At 35.1% G+C, this 19,625-nt stretch carries 22 protein-coding genes and 2 other annotated features; of the genes, 9 read left to right on the top strand and 13 right to left on the bottom strand.

From position 1 onward, the window contains the following. Window positions 1–48 precede the first annotated feature (48 nt). A complete protein-coding gene (gene rpmG / locus M1D66_RS05715; RefSeq protein ID WP_001265617.1) occupies window positions 49–198 on the bottom strand; it encodes a 50S ribosomal protein L33 in 150 nt (49 codons plus the stop codon). A gap of 194 nt (window positions 199–392) precedes the next feature. Next, complete coding sequence (locus M1D66_RS05710; protein ID WP_044306410.1) at window positions 393–1,019, bottom strand: nitroreductase family protein; 627 nt, start codon at window positions 1,017–1,019, stop codon at window positions 393–395. 349 nt (window positions 1,020–1,368) lie between these two features. Between M1D66_RS05710 and M1D66_RS05705 the strand changes: the two genes are divergently transcribed. Beyond that, entirely contained in the window at window positions 1,369–2,019 is a 651-nt protein-coding gene (locus M1D66_RS05705; RefSeq protein ID WP_000456230.1) for a GTP pyrophosphokinase, read from the top strand. 77 nt (window positions 2,020–2,096) lie between these two features. Here M1D66_RS05705 and M1D66_RS05700 read toward each other — a convergent pair whose 3' ends face one another. Together M1D66_RS05700 and M1D66_RS05695 are read right to left on the bottom strand one after the other, a co-directional pair. Further along, entirely contained in the window at window positions 2,097–2,564 is a 468-nt protein-coding gene (locus M1D66_RS05700; RefSeq protein ID WP_000732796.1) for a hypothetical protein, read from the bottom strand. 54 nt (window positions 2,565–2,618) lie between these two features. Continuing rightward, entirely contained in the window at window positions 2,619–4,004 is a 1,386-nt protein-coding gene (locus M1D66_RS05695; protein WP_000714912.1) for an alkaline phosphatase, read from the bottom strand. Window positions 4,005–4,265: 261 nt separating this feature from the next. Here M1D66_RS05695 and M1D66_RS05690 point away from each other — a divergent pair, with 261 nt between their 5' ends. After that, on the top strand, window positions 4,266–5,099 hold the full coding sequence (locus tag M1D66_RS05690) for a GNAT family N-acetyltransferase (RefSeq protein ID WP_000706687.1): 834 nt from the start codon (window positions 4,266–4,268) through the stop codon (window positions 5,097–5,099). A gap of 15 nt (window positions 5,100–5,114) precedes the next feature. Continuing rightward, window positions 5,115–5,999 (top strand): alpha/beta fold hydrolase, encoded by an 885-nt coding sequence (locus M1D66_RS05685; RefSeq protein ID WP_000819810.1) that lies wholly within the window; start codon window positions 5,115–5,117, stop codon window positions 5,997–5,999. Window positions 6,000–6,040: 41 nt separating this feature from the next. Here M1D66_RS05685 and M1D66_RS05680 read toward each other — a convergent pair whose 3' ends face one another. The 3 genes from M1D66_RS05680 to M1D66_RS05670 form a co-directional block, all read right to left on the bottom strand. Next, window positions 6,041–6,541: a DoxX family protein gene (locus M1D66_RS05680; protein WP_000236592.1), complete on the bottom strand. Its 501-nt coding sequence runs from the start codon at window positions 6,539–6,541 to the stop codon at window positions 6,041–6,043. Window positions 6,542–6,773: 232 nt separating this feature from the next. Next, window positions 6,774–7,310 (bottom strand): delta-aminolevulinic acid dehydratase, encoded by a 537-nt coding sequence (locus M1D66_RS05675; RefSeq protein ID WP_065222835.1) that lies wholly within the window; start codon window positions 7,308–7,310, stop codon window positions 6,774–6,776. Window positions 7,311–7,328: 18 nt separating this feature from the next. Beyond that, window positions 7,329–7,931 (bottom strand): histidine phosphatase family protein, encoded by a 603-nt coding sequence (locus M1D66_RS05670; RefSeq protein WP_242555046.1) that lies wholly within the window; start codon window positions 7,929–7,931, stop codon window positions 7,329–7,331. A 168-nt stretch (window positions 7,932–8,099) separates the two neighbouring features. Here M1D66_RS05670 and M1D66_RS05665 point away from each other — a divergent pair, with 168 nt between their 5' ends. After that, window positions 8,100–8,438 (top strand): phosphoglycerate mutase, encoded by a 339-nt coding sequence (locus tag M1D66_RS05665; protein WP_086386123.1) that lies wholly within the window; start codon window positions 8,100–8,102, stop codon window positions 8,436–8,438. 69 nt (window positions 8,439–8,507) lie between these two features. Continuing rightward, window positions 8,508–8,630: a DUF4023 domain-containing protein gene (locus tag M1D66_RS05660; RefSeq protein WP_000071866.1), complete on the top strand. Its 123-nt coding sequence runs from the start codon at window positions 8,508–8,510 to the stop codon at window positions 8,628–8,630. A gap of 39 nt (window positions 8,631–8,669) precedes the next feature. On the opposite strand, the gene M1D66_RS05655 is transcribed toward M1D66_RS05660, so the two are convergent. Next, complete coding sequence (locus M1D66_RS05655) at window positions 8,670–9,908, bottom strand: TolB family protein (protein ID WP_000825732.1); 1,239 nt, start codon at window positions 9,906–9,908, stop codon at window positions 8,670–8,672. A gap of 229 nt (window positions 9,909–10,137) precedes the next feature. Between M1D66_RS05655 and M1D66_RS05650 the strand changes: the two genes are divergently transcribed. The 3 genes from M1D66_RS05650 to M1D66_RS05640 all read left to right on the top strand — a co-directional run bounded on the left by M1D66_RS05650 (window position 10,138) and on the right by M1D66_RS05640 (window position 15,830). After that, entirely contained in the window at window positions 10,138–12,891 is a 2,754-nt protein-coding gene (locus M1D66_RS05650) for a S8 family peptidase (protein ID WP_242555045.1), read from the top strand. Between the two features lie 220 nt (window positions 12,892–13,111). Continuing rightward, window positions 13,112–13,340, top strand: a binding site (T-box leader). 50 nt (window positions 13,341–13,390) lie between these two features. Beyond that, window positions 13,391–13,618 (top strand) — a binding site (T-box leader). A gap of 162 nt (window positions 13,619–13,780) precedes the next feature. Beyond that, on the top strand, window positions 13,781–15,535 hold the full coding sequence (locus tag M1D66_RS05645) for an aromatic amino acid hydroxylase (protein WP_000163213.1): 1,755 nt from the start codon (window positions 13,781–13,783) through the stop codon (window positions 15,533–15,535). Next, window positions 15,516–15,830, top strand: coding sequence for a 4a-hydroxytetrahydrobiopterin dehydratase (locus M1D66_RS05640; protein WP_000979538.1), 315 nt, complete (start codon window positions 15,516–15,518; stop codon window positions 15,828–15,830). The genes M1D66_RS05645 and M1D66_RS05640 overlap by 20 nt, the downstream gene beginning before the upstream one ends. Before the next feature lie 15 nt (window positions 15,831–15,845). On the opposite strand, the gene M1D66_RS05635 is transcribed toward M1D66_RS05640, so the two are convergent. Continuing rightward, window positions 15,846–16,703, bottom strand: coding sequence for a VOC family protein (locus tag M1D66_RS05635; protein WP_086386120.1), 858 nt, complete (start codon window positions 16,701–16,703; stop codon window positions 15,846–15,848). Window positions 16,704–16,725: 22 nt separating this feature from the next. After that, window positions 16,726–17,130, bottom strand: a complete 405-nt coding sequence (locus M1D66_RS05630; RefSeq protein WP_001071553.1) for a DoxX family protein — start codon at window positions 17,128–17,130, stop codon at window positions 16,726–16,728. Window positions 17,131–17,286: 156 nt separating this feature from the next. Here M1D66_RS05630 and M1D66_RS05625 point away from each other — a divergent pair, with 156 nt between their 5' ends. Further along, on the top strand, window positions 17,287–17,832 hold the full coding sequence (locus M1D66_RS05625; RefSeq protein WP_001020693.1) for a helix-turn-helix domain-containing protein: 546 nt from the start codon (window positions 17,287–17,289) through the stop codon (window positions 17,830–17,832). A 36-nt stretch (window positions 17,833–17,868) separates the two neighbouring features. Here M1D66_RS05625 and M1D66_RS05620 read toward each other — a convergent pair whose 3' ends face one another. From M1D66_RS05620 to M1D66_RS05610, 3 genes are all read right to left on the bottom strand, one after another. Then, complete coding sequence (locus M1D66_RS05620) at window positions 17,869–18,246, bottom strand: hotdog family protein (protein ID WP_000111564.1); 378 nt, start codon at window positions 18,244–18,246, stop codon at window positions 17,869–17,871. Between the two features lie 121 nt (window positions 18,247–18,367). Next, a complete protein-coding gene (locus M1D66_RS05615) occupies window positions 18,368–18,826 on the bottom strand; it encodes a GNAT family N-acetyltransferase (protein WP_242555044.1) in 459 nt (152 codons plus the stop codon). 70 nt (window positions 18,827–18,896) lie between these two features. After that, a complete protein-coding gene (locus M1D66_RS05610; protein ID WP_004408018.1) occupies window positions 18,897–19,436 on the bottom strand; it encodes a GNAT family N-acetyltransferase in 540 nt (179 codons plus the stop codon). Between the last annotated feature and the right edge of the window lie 189 nt (window positions 19,437–19,625).

The raw sequence follows: 19,625 nt of genomic DNA, 5'->3' as shown, positions 1-19,625 counted from the left end.
ACAAAACCAAAGAACTATAAAAAAAAGACTAGAGATATCTCTAGTCTTTTACTTCGTCTCACGATGTAACGTTACTCGCTTTAATCGTGGACAATATTTTTTTAGTTCGATGCGTTCTGGATTGTTTCGTTTATTTTTTTTAGAAATGTAATTACGATCGCCGCACTCCGTACAAGCTAATGTAATATTTACACGCATATTTAATTCTCCTTTCTTTCAAAGATTGCAACTAAAACGTAATGATTACGATTTATATATTATAAAACTTCATTCTATTTGTCAATTGCAAAAACAAGAAGATTCCATTTAGAATCCCCTTGTTTTTTATAGTTAAATAAATTTTGTCTCGCATTAACGGGCAAAGACCCCTACTGATTTAAAGTTTCACTTTATTAAAACGATTCGTATGTAACAAACTCACTAATCGGCTTTCGATATCCTCGTGGGCGAGTTTTAGTCGTATCACTTTTTCCTATCGTAATCATTAAAACAGGTACTATATGCTCCGGCATATTTAATTCACTTTGTACTGCTTTTTCATCGAAACCAATCATTGGACATGTATCATAGCCATAATATTTAGCTGCGTACATAAAAGTCATCGCGCTTAACGAAGCATTTCTAATCGCTTCATCCTCCATGAAACGCTCTCCTTTTCCTTCATATAAACCTTTCGTTTGCCTAATTGTATCTTCATATTCACATTCATCAATCATTTTTAAAACTTTCATACCGAAGTAAATATTTTCAACATTTTGGTATGCTTTTTTATCACCACAAACGAGCACTACCGCTGATGCACTCGATACTTTATATTGACCGAAAGCTAATTCTTTTAATCTTTCTTTTCGCTCTTGATCACGAATTACAACATAATGTGTGTGCTGCAAATTATAGCAAGATGGAGAAAGCTTAGTTAACTCAAATATTTTTTTAAAATCCTCATTAGGGATTTCTATACCTTGTATAAATTTCATTGCAGAACGTCTAGCAATTGCTAATTCTTCAAAGTTCACCATATATCCTCCTCAATAACTATAAATTCAAATATACATTAATTTATACAAATAGATAAATCAAATAAAAACACTTTAAATCCGAATAATAATTATGATTAACAGCAAAAAAGACAAAAAGCTGAAACAATTAGTTCATACGAAATTCACACGAATCTATTACTATAGAAACTGTACATAGTGAACTTATTAACAATCACGTTTATTTATATAAAATCTTACTCGAAAGGAGTTGAAAGTATGAAAACTAAATATCGCTTTATGATCTCATCATTTGCTGCTTGCGCTTATATGATTTGGTATTTAGTATAATAACGACCTCACTTGCAAATAGGAAAAGGTGTGTATATAAATGGAATATAATCAATCAACAGTTAACTACTGGAAAGCTTTTGTATTACCATATACATTTGCTTTAGAAGAGTTAAAAACTAAATTTGAAATTATGAACCGGGAAGCTCAATTTCTAGAGGATTACAACCCGTTTGAACATATAAAAACAAGACTAAAACAACCTGAAAGTATTATTAAAAAACTAGAGCGCAAAAGCTTATTACCAACAGTTGAAAACGCTCAAACACATTTACAAGATATTATTGGTATTCGTATTACATGTTGCTTCGTAGAAGATATCTATCATTTGAAAGAAGTCATTCAAAAACGCGAAGATATGGAAGTCATAGAAGTAAAAGATTATATCGCTAACCCAAAACGAAACGGATATAAAAGTTTACACATGATTATTAAATACCCTTTATCACTAAATTCTGGTACAAAAGATGTATTTGCAGAAATTCAGTTACGTACACTAGCAATGGACTTTTGGGCAAGTTTAGAACACAAACTTTATTATAAATATGAAGGGAAAATACCGGAGTATTTAAAAGATGAACTACATGATGCAGCAATGAAAGCTGAAGATCTTGATAATAAAATGGCCACAATCCGTCAAGATATTGATGATATTGAGGCATGCTCAAATCAAATTATGCTACCACTATAAAAAAAGGTTCTCGCCAATGAGAACCTTTTTTCTACCATTTTGGGAAGTACGACTCCTACACTTATTAAAGTTTCACGTTATTTTTTCTCTATTGTTCGAACCTCTTCAATCTTCCATTTATCCTCTTCTTTTCCAAGGGCATACTGTACTTTCTTTTGAAGAGTGATACTGTCGTCTACTTCCTTTTCTTTCGTTTCAACAATAACATACCCTACTTTACTAACTTTCATATCTATATGTTCCAATTCAATTTTCTTATTTCCCTTTTGAAATGCGGCTTCTTTTTGTGTTTTTAAGTCTTCAGCACTAGGCATCTTCTTTGAAAATAACTCCATATGTTCTGCAAGATTTTTTTCATTCGTCGTTCGCACAAATGTATGAATAACATCTTGAATAGATCTCTCTTCTTCTTTTGTTATTTGTACCTTTTCCTCAGTTTTTTTAGTAGTAGATTTTTGTTCTACATTATTCTCTTCTTGTTGACATCCGACTAGTAATACTACAAATACTAAAAGGAATCTTAATTTCCTAAATAACTTTTTCATATTCCCAACTCCTAAAAAGAAAAGTGAGGCATTTCGCCTCACTTTCGCTCTTAATTAGCGTCTTCCTTTATTCGGATCGCCACCGCCAACAATATCAAAGACACGTTTCGCTATATTTGTATTCTCTTGAACGCCAGAGAACAAGTATTTACCTGGACCAAATGCATATACGTTCACATCTTCCCCTGTATGTCCACCCGTTGTCCAGCCTGTAACCGAGCGCTTATTGAAAATATCTTCAATTGCATTATCAATCTTTGTTACATCTTTTGAAGGAGCTATATCATTTACAGCTTGAATTTCTTCTGGAGTTAATTGTAAATCAATATACTTTTTCAATGTTTCTTCTACATTTGCACCTTTTGCAATCTCATTTGCCATAAAGTCTGGTGTACGCTTTGCAGCTTTAATTGGATCTACTTTAAAGTTATACTCGCCATTGGCACCTAAAGATAATCCACCAGTAGCGTGATCTGCCGTTGCAACAACTAACGTATTTTTATCTTTTTTCGCAAACTCAATCGCTGCTTTGAAAGCTTTTTCGAAGTCTTCCATTTCACTCATTGCACCAACAATATCATTATCATGTCCAGCCCAGTCGATTTGACTTCCTTCCACCATTAAGAAGAAACCATTTTTATTTTTGTTCAAACGCTCAATTGCTGCATTAGTCATTTCTTCTAATGAAGGTGTTTTCTCATTACGGTCAATCATTTTATCTAATCCACCTGGTGCAAATAAACCAAGAATTTGATCATTTTTATCATTTAACAATTGATCTCGATCCGTTACATAGCTATAACCAGATTTCTTGAACTCTTCTGTAAGATTACGATCTTTTCTAACAAAGTTCTTTACGCCGCCGCCAAGCATAACATCTACTTTATGCTTCCCTTTAATTTTCTCATCAAAATAATCATTTGCAATTGCGTCCATATTTTTACGGCTAATGTCATGCGCACCGAAAGCAGCTGGTGTTGCATGTGTAATTTCAGAAGTTGCAACGAGTCCCGTTGATTTCCCTTTTTCTTTCGCTTGCTCAAGAACTGTTTTCACTTCCGCTTTATCATTATCAACTGCAATTGCAGCATTATATGTTTTAATCCCTGCTGACATAGCTGTTGCTGCCGATGCAGAGTCTGTAATATTTTCATGTTCATCTTCTGGGTATGTTTTTTGTGTTCCTACAAGATGCTTATCAAATTCTGTAGATTCCATTTCAAAGGTTTTTGGATTATCTTTCATATAACGGTGAGCCGTCATATATGAAGGGCCCATACCATCCCCAATTAATACGATAACATTTTTAATCTTTGCATTGCTTCCGTTCTCATCTGCATTAACCTCACTAGAACGAGTAAAATTCCATGTTGCTACCGAAGTAACTGCTAATGATGCCACAACTGCAAATGGCCATGCTTTTTTCACAAACTTTTTCACTGTCTTGTCCCCCTAATTAGGTTATTCATTTCCCACTATCAAATTTAATGGAAGACTATTAAGAGAAAATTAGCTGTATGTAAATTTTTTGTTAACTTATGTAAATATCAGTTATAATTTGTATAACTTTGTCTTTTTGTATCAATCATCCCGCCCTTTACAATTTAAATATAAACAAGTTGGATTTCATTTAACGTAAATCTCTTTTTTTACATTTTGACTCTATTTTTATGAAAATAAATAGAAATGCGGTGAGCCTTTATGAAAATAGTAAAGCTAAATGAGTCTTTTATTTTTGAATTACTTAATCTTTGCAAATCTGTTGGATGGTTACACGATGAAATTTTTATGAAAAAACAATTCGAAATGTATCTTTCTATCGGCACACTTGTAGGTTACATTCATGAAAACAAACTCATTGCGACTGGAGGAGTATTTCCCTTTCCAAGTAACTTCGCTTCCATTGGTATGTTAATCGTTCACCCTAATTTTCAAGGACGCGGATTAGGGCGCATGTTGCTAAATCATTGCTTGGAACAAATTCATCCAAAACAACCCATTGCACTTATTGCGACAAAAGCTGGCGAACCTCTATACACATCATGTGGATTTCAAACAGCAACAACGATTCATCGTTTTGAAAAGCAGACTATTAAGACGTATCCTTCTCACTTACAACAAGTACAAGAAGAAGACCTTATATCTCTTACTTCTCTGGATCAAATTGCAACTGGTATGAATCGTTCTCTACTTTACTCTTTGCTATTACCAAGGGCCGTATACTCTTTTAAAATTGAAAGAAATAACTGTATAGAAGCTTTTTCATTATGCATACAAAAGGGCAATATATTATGTATCAATCCACTTATCGCCAAGCAAGAAGAAGATGCTATCCAATTATTAAAAAAGATATGTGAATGTTGGAATGGTATAGTACGAATTGATGTTCCACACTCACAATTTACATTTCGTCAATTTCTTCAAACAGAAAATTTCCAAGAAACGCTCCTTTCACCTCTTATGATAAAAAATGGTAGCCAACTTCCTGGAAATCGTAATATGCTATTTGCTATGATAGATACAGCGTTATGTTAGAAAGGAGACACCTAATTGAAGCGATTTAGCTATTTTATGGTAGGTTGTCTTACTCTTACACTATTAGTAGGATGTAGTGCAGCAGAAAAGCCAGTAGAACAAGTAAAACAAGTTAAAAATACAATTACAGCGAAACTAGCTACCGAGGAAAAAATGGTAGAAATAGATGGTCAAACCATTTACTTTAAAAAGATTGGTAATGAAAAACCACCTTTACTTATGATTCATGGCTTTGGAGGGTCATCAGATGGTTTTCAAAAGATTTACTCCGATTTAGCAAAAGATCATACAATTATTTCTGTAGATGCTTTAGGATTCGGGCGCTCATCTAAGCCAATGGATTTTTATTATTCTTTTCCAACTCATGCAAATTTGTATTATAAATTAATGAAAAAACTAGGGTATGATTCATTCGCAATACTGGGGCATTCCATGGGGGGAGAAATTTCTCTAAATTTAACATATTTATATCCTGAAGCAGTTACTCACCTTATTTTAACTGATGCTACAGGTGGCCCTCATACATTCGTTAATAAACAAGGCTCACCAAAACCACAATTGTCGACTGATTTAAATGCCGTTTCTTCTATTACAGATTATGATGAAAGCAAAGTGAAATTCAAACGTAATGATGAAGAGCATTATAATAAAATGAAATTATGGCCTAGACGTCTTAAAATTAATGCAAATGAAATAAAACAGCCAACTTTAATTATATGGGGCAGAAATGATAGTAGCGTTTCCTGGAAAGAAGGAGAAACGTATCATCAATTCTTAAAAAATAGCACTTTACATATTATTGAAAAAGGTTATCATGCACCATTTCGCCAAGAACCACAAGAATTTGTCGGGTATGTAAAAGATTTCTTTAAGAACAATCCGATTAAAGTTGAAAAATAACATAAACGGGTATCTCAAAATGAGATACCCGTTTTCATATATTAAGCAGCTTGCTTTTGGCGTTTTGGAGTTTTTGATCCTAATACTTTCGGGATAACGAAGCCATCCATTCCAAATTTCCCAGCGTTCATACCGGAAACAAGAACAAACATAGATAAGATAACCATCTCAGGGTTCACACCAATTGACCCACTAAACATATAGGAAAAGTTCATTACAAGACCAAAAAAGACCGCTGTTTTTGTTAAACAGCCTACAATTAAACCAATTCCGACTAAAATTTCTCCCCATGTTACAAGTGTATTAAACAAATCTACATTTGGAATTGCAAATTCTTGTAAGAATGATGCCCACCAAGATTGAACAGCCGGTTGTGCACCTTTAGATTTTTCAATTGCCCCTTGCAAATAACCTGTTGCATCGAATCCTTTTCCTTGTAGTTTACCGATTCCAGCCATTAACCATGTGTAACCAAGATATACTCGAATTACTGCTAATGCAAAAGAAACTGCTTTGTTTTCTCTTAAAAATTGAATAACCATATCTTCCTCCTAAAGTTGTAATTAAGTTAGTTACAGATAATATAATAACATTAGTTACTTATTTTTCAAACGTTAATTATGAATAATCTGTGACATGCGTATGAAACATTAAAAACTAACGTTTATATAGTAACTTTTATTACCTGTAAAAACTTGAACATATCATACCACAAGTGATAACCATTTTCATTGAAAAAAATGTAAAAAAAATGTGAGTTAAATGTGTTTCACACTAATTATAGAATCGAAATGTATGTGTCTCCTCATCAATTAAACTCGCTTCTTGAAAGGCTTCTTCTAACGTTTTCCCATGGTTAATAACCCCATAAAATAAGCGTATAGTAAACATAAGTGCTGCATTTCCATCTACATAATCAATCGATCCAATATATGATTTCGCACCACTACGTAAAAAAGATTTTGCTAGATTTTGCTCCCCTAACGTGCACCCGCTATTGACAATATGTGTATTATGCAATTTTGCATATTCATAAATTTCTTCTGCACCAAAATACCCTCTCGGTTCATCTTGTTCATATACTTCTTCGCCTAACTCTTCCATGACAAACTTCCCTTCTTCACCATGAAAGCAAAAAATAATATAATTAATATCGTTAAATAAGTTCTTTCCAGAAAGAACTCCCACAAAATCTTTCGGTCTACCAATCCAATATGTAACAACCCTTGCACCAAAATATTCAAGAGATGCTCGTATTGATTGCGCCTCTAAATCCGAATTAAAACCAACTACTAATGCAATATTCAACAAACAACCTCCATCCTATAATCAGCCCTTATCAATCAGACTTTTATGGGATAAATCCATTTCATATATACCTGTTTCTTTCAAAAAATCTGATCTAGTTAAAACGACTTTCTGTAAATATTGCCTATATGCTGTAATTGTTCCATCGTGAGATACAATACAAATTCTTTCCGCACCCAGTTCATAACGCCAAAGAAGAAATTCATCTACTATTTGCTGAAAACTATTCTCTGAAATAGTGTTTATACCTTCCTTCCATAACTGATTATTTGAGCTTTTCTCTATCGAAAAATGCGGAAATAACTTTGTTATCATTCCCTGATCTACTATATAATCGCACGGTAATGTTCTCGCTTCTTCTCGATAAGGAAAAATACGCGGAGATACATATGGATGAACGATTTTTTGACAAGCAACTTTCGCACTCCATATTGTCGCCGTTTGCAAAGTTCTAAGTGTAGGACTAGCAATTAATATATCCGTCTCTTGTAATGGCACATTGCATTGAAGTAATTTAGCCTGATTCCTTCCTTCATCCGTCAATAGCGGATGAAGCACTTTTAAACTTGATGGCAAATCCCTTGTATGTTCTCCTTCCCCGTGCCGAACAAAGACGATTTTCATCCCCTTCCTCCTCTCATTATGAAATCCTCTTACATATTTCTTCCCTATCTCATACTTTATTCCTGCTATATGAAAACCAATATGTAAAAAACATTTGACATGAAAATTTGTAAAATATTACAATATTATATGTAAAAAACTTTTTACACAGAAAGGAGAATTACATATATGAAATGGATAATTGTCTTTATTGGAATGATTGTATGGGGATATATAAACGGCTTCTTTAGTAGTGATAAAACTGCTAATCCTTGGATTACAGATGCTGAACGTGAAACAAAAATTAAGCAAAAAGCAATTACGGCAAGCTGGTCCGGTGTTTTTATGTTTTGTACCATTAGCCTCTTAAATAAATGGTTAGGTTTAAGCACAAACGATAAATCACCGTACTTACCAGACACTATCGCAGCTATTTTAAAAGAAAATGTAGAGTTACAAGTTTTACTCATGCTATTTGTTATGTATGGAATATTTTACTTACATTATCGAAGAAAATTAAGTGCCTAACTTCTAACTCATGATTATCCTCCTAAATGGTTATAGTAATCATGACAAAATGAAAGGAGAGATATAAACATGAGTAACTCGAATGAATTTTTAGATACACTACATGAAAAACAAGCAAAAGATGAACAAAATAGAAAGCGCCAAGGGAACGGAAACCCAGCGAAAAAAAAGCCAAATAAAACACATAAATAACAATTAAAACTGCCTAAAATGATCTTTTAGGCAGTTTTTTTATTCTTCTTTCACCGAGATAACATTTCCCCAATTCCATTTCTCATAATACCACGCTGGTACATCTATATTTTCAATCCACTTCTTTTCCTGCTTCCGATCTTTATGAGCAAGCCATACATCCGCTTTCTTACGGTCTGAACGTATCCAAATTAATTGATTACTCTTCTTCATGAAGATTGGGTGGTAATCCCCTTGCTTGTTCGTTTTCTTTGTGATTTGATGCTGTGCATTACTTGTACTATCGACCTCATATAAAGATGGTAGTGGCCTTTTTTCTGGTGGAGTTTCTATCCCTGCCTCTTTTGCTCGTGAAACGATAATTACTCTATCGTTCTTCCATACAAAATCCCAATCAACATATCCTTTCGGCGTAAATATGTTCTGCTGAAGTGCTGGCAATTCCTTTACTTTTAAATGTTTATTTTCTAATGCAACTCTTCCGCTCCCTTCAATATAAGCTAATATATTTTTTGATGGTGCCCATTGAAACCATTGTGCGTTTAATAACATTTGATCTACTTTTTCAAACCGACTGCCGTCTGCACGAACTAAGCAAAGCGTATTACTATCAGCTGACCATGAAGCTGTCGGTACTGCTAAAAATGAAATCCACTTTTGATCTGGTGACCACTTAAAGCCACTTGCTACTAGCGCTAGGAAATCATCGTGTTCATTTGGCAATGCATACAAATGCTTCATTTTGTGAGGATTCATATGTGCATCTTTTTGCACTTCATATAGCTGAGCCCCTGTCCATCCTGTTGGAAGTAAGTGCGCTTCAGAGGATACAAGAAAGTTCTTTCCATCGGGGTACCATGCATAATCCCCTACACCAGCCGATACATTTTCAAAATCTGCATTCTTTTTTTCTACATCAAATGTATTTAATGTACCTGTAAATATAAATGCAATTATATTTTCTGTTGGTGACCATTGATAATTCGATGCTTCTGAGTGAAACGGCGTAACTTTCTTTCCATCTTTCAGCCGATATAACTCAAGAATACTTTGTTTCTTCCCTTTTACATACGCTAGCCATTCCCCATCATATGACCACTTCGGCCCTGTTATGTACTCTCCTTTTGTAATCTGTATTTCTTTCCCATCAACTTTAATCCAAAGATTATGATGACGAATAAAAGCAACTTTCACACTATTATTTTCTGCACTAGTAATAGTGATAGAACATAAAAACATAAACAACACTACACTACTACTTACTATTAGCCTTTTCATACCATCACTCCATTTCCCTCATAGCATTCCTCACTTTATCCCTACAATATGTGAAAAATATCGATTCGACATAATCAGAAAAAATTTCCCAAGAAATTTTCAATCCATAGAGGATTGGTATGAATTATGTCGAAAGTATAGTTTAGCCAACATTTATATGTATAATTTCTAACTAAAATGCAAGATTTTATTTCTGAATATTGGCACTTTTTTATTAGGGGGAGTATCAATGAAAAAAACTACATCTACACTATTAAGCATGGCGCTTGTCTTTTCTAGTTTTGGAGCTTTAAGTGCTCATGCTGAATCACTACAAAAGGAGAAGCAATTTAGTCCACAATTAAAAACAACGATTGAACAGTGGGGAGAACATAAAATCGCTCAAAATGTTGAAACGAAAACAACAAAAGAAATATCAGTAATTGTAGAATTACAACATGCACCTCTCGCTGCTCAAAGTAATATTCAGCATGCTCCAGATTTACAAAATAGTAATGCACAGTCTTATCATGCTGAGCTCAAAAAAGCACAAGAAGATACGACTAAGAAAATAAAAGAAAAAGCACCTGGTGCAAAAATTAAAGAAGTGTATAATACGTTATTTTCCGGATTCTCTATTTCAATTCCTGGAGATCAAATTACCTCTCTTGCCTCTTTACCTGAAGTAAAAGCAGTCTATCCGAACTTAACATATAAATTGCATGAAACATCAAAAAGTGCTATTAACGAAGAAGCACCAAATATCGGCGGACCGACAATTGGTGCACCTGAAGCGTGGAATTTAAAAGATCCATTTGGCAAACCGCTTGATGGAAAAGGCATGAAAGTAGCCATTATCGACTCTGGCGTAGACTATACACACCCTGACCTAAAGGCAAATTATATCGGTGGATATGACACGGTTGATGAAGATAACGATCCAATGGATGGTAACGTACATGGTACTCATGTAGCTGGAATTATTGCGGGTAACGGAAAAATTAAAGGCGTTGCTCCAAACGCTTCTATTCTAGCCTATCGTGTAATGAATGACGGTGGAACTGGTACAACAGATGATATTATCCAAGGAATTGAGCGAGCAATTCAAGATGGTGCGGATGTGTTAAACCTCTCCCTTGGGCAGGATTTAAATGTACCTGATCAGCCTGTAACATTAACGTTAGAACGAGCAGCGAAACTTGGTGTTACTGCTGTCGTTTCAAATGGAAATGACGGACCAAAACCTTGGTCTGTTGATGCTCCCGGTAACGCAAGTAGTGTCATTTCTGTTGGAGCATCTACGGTTTCTATCCCGTTTCCAACATTCCAAGTAACTGGTTCCAGCAAAACATATCAAGGGTTACCATTATCAAAATCCGATTTTCCAATAGGAAATGATTCTCCTCTTGTATATGTTGGTTATGGCAATCCAAGTGATTATGCAAAACAAGATGTGAAAGGGAAATTCGCACTTATTTTACAAGGTACTTCTAGTACATTAGTAAAAGCAGAACAAGCGAAGCAAGCTGGTGCACTTGGTGTGTTATTAATCTCTAGCGAAAAAGAAATTAATATGATGCCGGAATATTTTTCACGTGAACATCTAGCTGTCCCAGTAATGCAATTATCAAATACAAATGGGGAAGAATTAAAAACTTTAATTACAAAACGAAAGAAAAATATAAAAATTGGACAACCAAAGCAAACAGAACTTATCGGTAACTTTAGTTCAAGAGGACCATCACAAGGAAGTTGGCTAATAAAGCCTGATGTTGTTGCACCTGGAGTACAAATTACTAGTACAGTACCGCGAGGCGGCTATGAATCGCATAACGGAACAAGTATGGCTGCTCCGCAAGTAGCTGGAGCGGTTGCCCTCTTGCGTCAAATGCATCCTGATTGGACGACAGAACAATTGAAAGCGGCTCTTGCCAACAATGCCAAAACATTACATGATGTCAATGAAAATGCATACCCTGTTATGGCACAAGGATCTGGTTTAATTAACATTTCGAAAGCAGCTCAAACAAATGTATTAGTAAAACCTAACAATGTCAGCTTCGGTCTTATTAAGCCCAATAGCGGAAAAGTAAAACTGACGCAAAATGTTACATTACAAAACCTTTCTAGTAAAAAGAAAAGTTTTTCAACTCGTGTGGAATTACTAGATGCAAACACAAACACAAAAGTAAGAGCTTCTGTCCCTTCATCGATTAGCATACAACCGAATAGTAGTACCGAAAAACCATTTACTATCACTGTAGATAGTTCACTACCACAAGGTGTGTATACTGGAAATGTATATGTAAAAGAACAAGGGGCAAAAGAAGAAATTCGAATTCCATTCACATTTAGTATCGATCCTAAAGATTATAAACGTATCGATGGACTTGAAATTATTAATTCTACTTTTAGCCCAAATGGCGACCACGTACTAGATGATAATCTCATCAACTACTATTTAGTTGCGCCTGTGGATGATGTCACATTGCATGCAAATTTAGTTACGAAAGAACGTGTAACGTATCAAGGGATTATCCATCAAGCTAAAAATGCAACTCCTGGATACAAACCTTTCAAATGGAATGGTACAAAAGCCGATGGCACTCCTTTAGCTGACGGACTATATCAAATCGAAGCAGTTGCTTCTAATTCTGGCGGAGAAACAAAACAAACAGCTGCTGTATTTCTTGATCGAACTGCACCTAAGTTAACATACGAAGTTGACCAAGAAAATCTCGTAATTAAAGGAAAAGTTGATGATATTCTACTAGATTGGATGTCAGAATCTGGTTGGATAGCACCTGGTATTCCAGTGAGAATGCAATATGAAATTAATGGAAATGGTGTATGGGACCAGGCATTCTTGAACCCTTGGGAGAAAAGCTATGACATTTATTTCGATCGTACTCAATTACAAGAAGGAAAAAATACTATTCACATTGTAGCAACTGATGCAGCTGGCAATACCTCTAATTTAACTGTTAATTTAGAAGTGAAATAAAGTGAAACTTTAATCAGTGGAGATTTCGTTCATCCCCACTGATTATTAGCCTTCACCAATCGGGAGTTACGGGCAGTTAATCTCCCCTCTCACTTCTTTACTCCAACCGAATTTTGAGGTAGGAATTTTACTGCTCATTAACACGGGATAAAAAATTTTTGTTGACAATTTTTTTAATATAGTTTTATAATACAAAACATAGTTTAGTTGAACGAATTATATATCGGCTTTGAAGGAATACTAGTAGCGACTTATATCACTGTCTCAGAGAACTGATGGTTGGTGCGAATCAGTACATATACAAGCGTGAATTACAATTCTGGAGCTTCTTTCCCGTAATGCTTTTTATGCATGAAGAGAAAGACGGATCTTTCCGTTATCGTAAAGTGAGTGGTAAACAATTAGTTGTTTACAAATAGGGTGGTACCGCGATTTTTATCGTCCCTATCGGATTTTCCGATAGGGACTTTTTTGCGTCCATCCTCTTACACAATTTCATATATACGCGTTGAAAGAATCGCAGTAGTATCTTATATCCCTGTTACAGAGAGCTAATGGTCGGTGGAAATTAGCACATATATAAGTATGAATTACAATTCTGGAGCTTCTTTTTCGTAGTGCTTTTATGCATGAAGGAAAAGACGGAATTTTTCCGTTATCATTAATTGAGATGTAAGTATATTTTCACTTACAAATAGGGTGGTACCGCGATTCTTTCGCCCCTATCGGACTTTCCGATAGGGGCTTTTTCTATTTCTCACAGAAACAGATGTTAAATAATTCCGAATCTTATGATAAAATTTTATAAGCGCTTACAAAAATGAAAGGAGGTGATACAAGCTATACGAAATCGATATTCAATTTTATTGAAAAAAAGGAGGATGTCTAAATGACAAAGAAAACAGAAATTCCATCACATTTAAAACCATTCGTATCCACACAACATTATGATCAATACACACCGGTGAATCACGCTGTGTGGCGTTATATTATGAGACAAAATCATAGCTTCTTAAAAGACGTTGCTCATCCAGCCTATGTGAACGGACTACAATCATCTGGTATTAATATAGATTCAATTCCAAAAGTAGAAGAAATGAATGAGTGTTTGGCACCAAGTGGCTGGGGTGCTGTAACGATTGACGGACTTATTCCCGGCGTAGCATTCTTCGATTTCCAAGGACACGGATTACTACCAATCGCAACAGATATTCGGAAAGTAGAAAATATCGAGTACACACCAGCGCCAGATATCGTACACGAAGCCGCAGGACACGCACCGATTTTACTTGATCCTACATATGCAAAATATGTGAAACGTTTTGGGCAAATTGGTGCAAAAGCTTTCTCTACAAAAGAAGAACATGATGCATTTGAAGCTGTTCGTACATTAACGATAGTAAAAGAAAGCCCTACTTCTACTCCTGATGAAGTTAAGGCTGCTGAAAATGCTGTAATTGAAAAACAAAACTTAGTTTCTGGTTTATCAGAAGCTGAACAAATTTCACGTCTTTTCTGGTGGACAGTAGAATATGGATTGATTGGAAATATAGATGATCCAAAAATATATGGTGCTGGTCTCCTTTCTTCTGTTGGCGAAAGCAAACATTGCTTAACAGACGCTGTAGAAAAAGTTCCATTTTCTATCGAAGCATGTACAGGGACAACTTATGACGTAACAAAAATGCAACCACAACTATTCGTTTGCAAGTCCTTTGAAGAATTAACAGATGCGCTTGAAACATTTTCTAAAACAATGGCCTTTAAAACAGGTGGAAAAGAAGGTTTAGAAAAAGCAATTCGCTCTGAGAACTATGCAACAGCTGAGCTAAATAGCGGATTACAAATTACAGGTACATTTAGCGAGACAATTGAAAACGATGCAGGTGAATTAATTTACATGCGAACAAATTCGCCAACGGCATTAGCACTTCATAATAAACAGTTAGCGAATCATTCTACTTCTGTACACAGTGACGGATTTGGAACACCAATTGGATTACTCACTGAAAATATTGCATTAGAAAATTGTACAGACGAACAACTACAATCATTAGGAATTACAATTGGAACTATCGCTGAGTTTACTTTTGCAAGTGGTATTCATGTAAAAGGAACAGTAACAGATATTGTAAAAAACGATAAGAAAATTGCTCTTATTTCCTTTATCGATTGCACAGTTACTTATAACGCCCGCGTTTTATTTGATGCTTCATGGGGCGCATTTGATATGGCTGTTGGCTCACAAATCACTTCAGTATTCCCAGGTGCCGCAGATGCAGCAGCATTTTTCCCAATGGATGAAGAAGTTCAAGAAATTCCTGCTCCACTTGTACTGAATGAACTTGAACGTATGTATCAAACAGTTCGAGATATTCGAAGTGAGGGGATTTTACACGAAGCGCATATCGATCAATTAGTAGCAATTCAAGAAGTATTAAATAAATTTTATGCGAAAGAATGGTTGCTGCGCCTTGAAGTATTAGAGTTACTTTTAGAGCATAACAAAGGGCATGAAACATCTGCAGCATTACTACATCAACTTTCTACTTTCACAACTGACGAAGCTGTAACACGCCTTATTAACAATGGTCTTGCGTTACTTCCAGTAAAGGATGTGAAAAATGATGCTAAGATTAACTGAAGAAGAAGTTCACGAGGAATTATTGAAGGTAGATAAATGGATGGTAAAAGATGAGAAATGGATTGAACGAAAATATATGTTTTCCGACTACTTAAAAGGAGTCGAATTTGTCTCTGAAGCCGCCAAACTATCAGAAGAACATAATCACCATCCATTTATCCTTATCCAGTATAAAGCAGTTATTATTACTTTGTCATCTTGGAATGCAAAAGGTTTAACGAAACTAGATTTTGAGCTTGCAAAACAATTTGATGAACTATTTTTACAAAACGAAAACGCAATTATAAGAAAATAAAAAAGAGAAGCCTTTTTAGGCTTCTCCTTTTATTTTGAAATGGATACAATGTCCAAATGGATCCTCGACTTGTAATATTCCATCTTTGTACGTAGCAATCTTGCCAATATTTTTTAAGCTTTCACATACTTGCTCTTTTTGTTTTTCATCCGCTAGTACAATTGTGAAATATTTTAAACCAACAGAACCTGGCATTTGCGGCGGTACCCCTTCACCTTGCCACGTATTTAAACCGATATGATGATGATAACCACCTGCTGATACGAACAACGCTCCATTACGAGCTGGGATCGTTACTTCAAAACCAAGACCATCAACATAGAAACGTTTCGCTTCCTCTAAATCAGCTACATGGAAATGAATATGCCCCATCACAGTACCAACTGGAAATCCATTCCATGCACTTCCTTGCTGTAATAATTCTTCACCAGCTAACGGGTTACTAACAAATGGGAGTTCTCCATTCTCATCACGCCAAACTTCTTTTTGTCGATCATGATAAATTTCAATCCCGTTTCCATCTGGATCAGCTAAATAAAGAGCTTCACTAAAGTAATGATCGGCTCCGCCATGTAGTGGATATACCATCTCTACAAGATGACGAAGAACATTCGCTAAATCCTGCCTACTTGGTAATAAAATTGCGTAATGATATAACCCTGTTCTTGCTCTTTGTTTCGGAAAAGCTTCTTTCTTTTCTTCAATGATAAGAAGTGGTTCATCATTTTCATTCCCAAATGTAACGACTGCTTCTTCTTCTTTTAGCACCTTCATACTTAGTACTTCCGTATAAAACTCTAGTGATTTCTTTACATTAGATACGTATAAATGAACAACATCAAGTGTTGTATCGGGATGAAGTTGAAAACTCATCTTGTTAGCCCCCCCATTTAAATTAGTTCTTCTTTGACATTTTTTCTTTTAAGAAATTATCTACAAAACCATCAGCTTTTGCAACAAATAAATATGCACCCATTGCTAATAATGCAAGTTCTAATTCGAAACCAGGATTTTTTCCATCTCCCAATAAACCAGCTGACCATTTCACTTTTACGATTGCTCCAACCATAACAAGCGCAAATAATAATCCAATATATCTTACACCTAAACCTAGAATTAATAATAGGCCTCCAACTAATTCAAATGTTGCTACACCGTATGCAAGTCCTCCTGGTAAACCAATGCTTGTAAACCACCCTGCAATATTGTCAATTCCTGATTGGAATTTTGTTAAACCGTGCATGAAGAATGTTACCCCTAACACGATACGAATAATTAAGTTACCAATATGTTGATTCATTTCTTTCTCTCCTTTATAGTTTTCTTATAAAAAACTTTTATTTACATTACAAAACATACACTAATTTTTTTTATTCGTCAATTCATTTTCACTGGGAAAAAATATATTTTTTTTGCTATGATACAAATAGTTGTTTACAAAAAGGAGCTTGATTTTATGAATATTGGTTCTGCAATACGTGAAATTCGTCAACGTAGGGGCATAACAATCGCACAAATTTGTGAGGGAACAGGTCTTTCTAAAGGATTTATGAGTCAGGTTGAAAATAATAAAACATCACCATCTATCTCAACTTTAGAAACGATCTCCAATTTTTTAAACGTTCCCCTTCCCTATTTATTGTTAGAGCAAAAAGATCGATTAAAAATTGTCAAAAAAGAAGAACGGAAATACAGTGTATACGGCAAAGATGAGCAAAGAATTGAACATGTTGCGGAGCAAGGGGGCCTTCGCCTATCTTTAGTAGAAATCCCTACTGGATTCCCGAAAGAAAATTCACCAAATGCCCATGAAGGGGAAGAATGTCACCTTGTATTACGCGGAAAATTAGAAGTTCAGCACGGTGAAGATATTGCAATTGTAGAAGAAGGTGATTCTTTCTCATGGAATGCATGTGTTCCTCATATTGTTCGTAATATAGGAGAAGAAACTGCATTATTACTCATCTCTAGTTATGCAGAAAATCGAAAACGTGTTTACTAAATAATAAAAAAGAAGCCTGTTAAACAGGCTTCTTTTTTATCCCCTTATAATTCCATAACTTGTCCCAACTAGTACAGTCTTTTCATGCTGATTGCGATAAACTGACTCGATTGAAACTTTTTTATAGCCTTCCATTTGCTCAACATTTGTTAAAGTTAGTTCACAAGTGATCGTATCTCCTGTGAAAACTGGTCTAATAAACTCACTTACTAATTCTCTTGCTATGTAATGTAACTCTTCTCCCACTTTCGTCCCAATGCTAGCAGTCAATAAACCATGAACCATTAATCTTCCATTTTCATCGTATTCCACATGGTGTCTACCTTTATCACCGGTAATATTTGCAAATTCAAAAACTTCTTCCTCAGTAAATCTTCTTTCATATTTAAATACATCCCCAGCTTTTACACTCATTTTTATCCCCCTAATAATAAACAGAATTTTCTTTTATTTTATCATAAAACGGGCCTCAATCCATTCTCTATTATCAAAAGTCTCAAAATTACCTCGCTATACTTTTTTACTTTCCATTCATTTATCGGTGACCATCTCTTTTTGCGACTTGATATCCATAATACGCACATGTTCCATTTCTCGATAGCTCTCTAACTTCAAATCCACAGCTTCTATAAAAATCAAAATTGTTCGCTGATGTATGCGCAAACCAATCACCGTGGGGAAGTTTTTGCAGGCAAAGAGCTACAAGCTTCTTACCTAATCCCTTCCCTCTATATTCACACTTCACAACTAAATTTACTATGTTCGCAATCATAATTCCATCAGAAATGACTCTAACCATCGCAATCATCTCTTCCTCATCCCAAATTGTGAAAGCCCATGTTGAATTTTCGAATGCCATCGTAAATTTTTCAATTTGCCAAGAAGGGATATTATCATTACTCCAACCGGCATCTTCAAATAAAGCTTTAATTGCATATGCTGGTACACTACTCGTTCCCTCACGAATAATAAGTCCATTATGATAAATGTACATGTAATCCCTCCCTTTATTTTCATATACCATTCTTCAAAAAATGCAATTTACCTTTAAAAAAGTAATTTTTTCATCCAACACGCTTAATAGAATAAACTAGAGCATCGATTCCATGAAATGACGTTGTTTTCTCGTAGCTGAGCCCAGTTTTTCTAGCAACAAATATTGAGGCAGGATGATTCGGATTAATAAGAGAAATTAATTTATTCATTCGTAATGCTTGGAAACCATAGTCACGAAATGCTGCCGCCGCTTCTTTTGCATACCCTTTTCCCCAATACTGAGGAAGTAACCAATAACCAATTTCAATTTCCTCTTTTCCATCTATTTTCTGCTTTACCAGCCCTGCATGACCAATTCTTGTTCCCGTTTCCTTTTCAATCAATACAAATAAACCGAGACCGTTTTTATAGCTAGGAATCACCCATTCCTCCAGACTTTTTTTACACTGCATATATGTTTTTAATGTCCCATTTCCAATATAACGCATTACCTTCTCGTTCCCCCATAGTGAAGCGTAGAACTGTAAATCATCCATTGTATATTTGCGAATTTGTAAACGTTCTGTATGAAACATGCTGGCACTCCTTTCCACTAATTTATTCTTCATTTCACGATCATGTTTTGTATGTATACGGTATGTTACTATTTATTATAAAGTGAAACTTTAATCAGTGGGGAATTTTGTTCACCCCCACTGATTATTAGCCTTTACCAATCGGACGTTTACGGGCGGTGGATCTCCCGTCTAACTTCTTTAATTCAACTGAATTTTCAGGCAAAAGTCTTACTGCCTGGA

The sequence above is a fragment of the Bacillus sp. PK6-16 genome (genome assembly GCF_056530295.1).
This window is presented reverse-complemented; position numbering and strand designations above follow the sequence as displayed.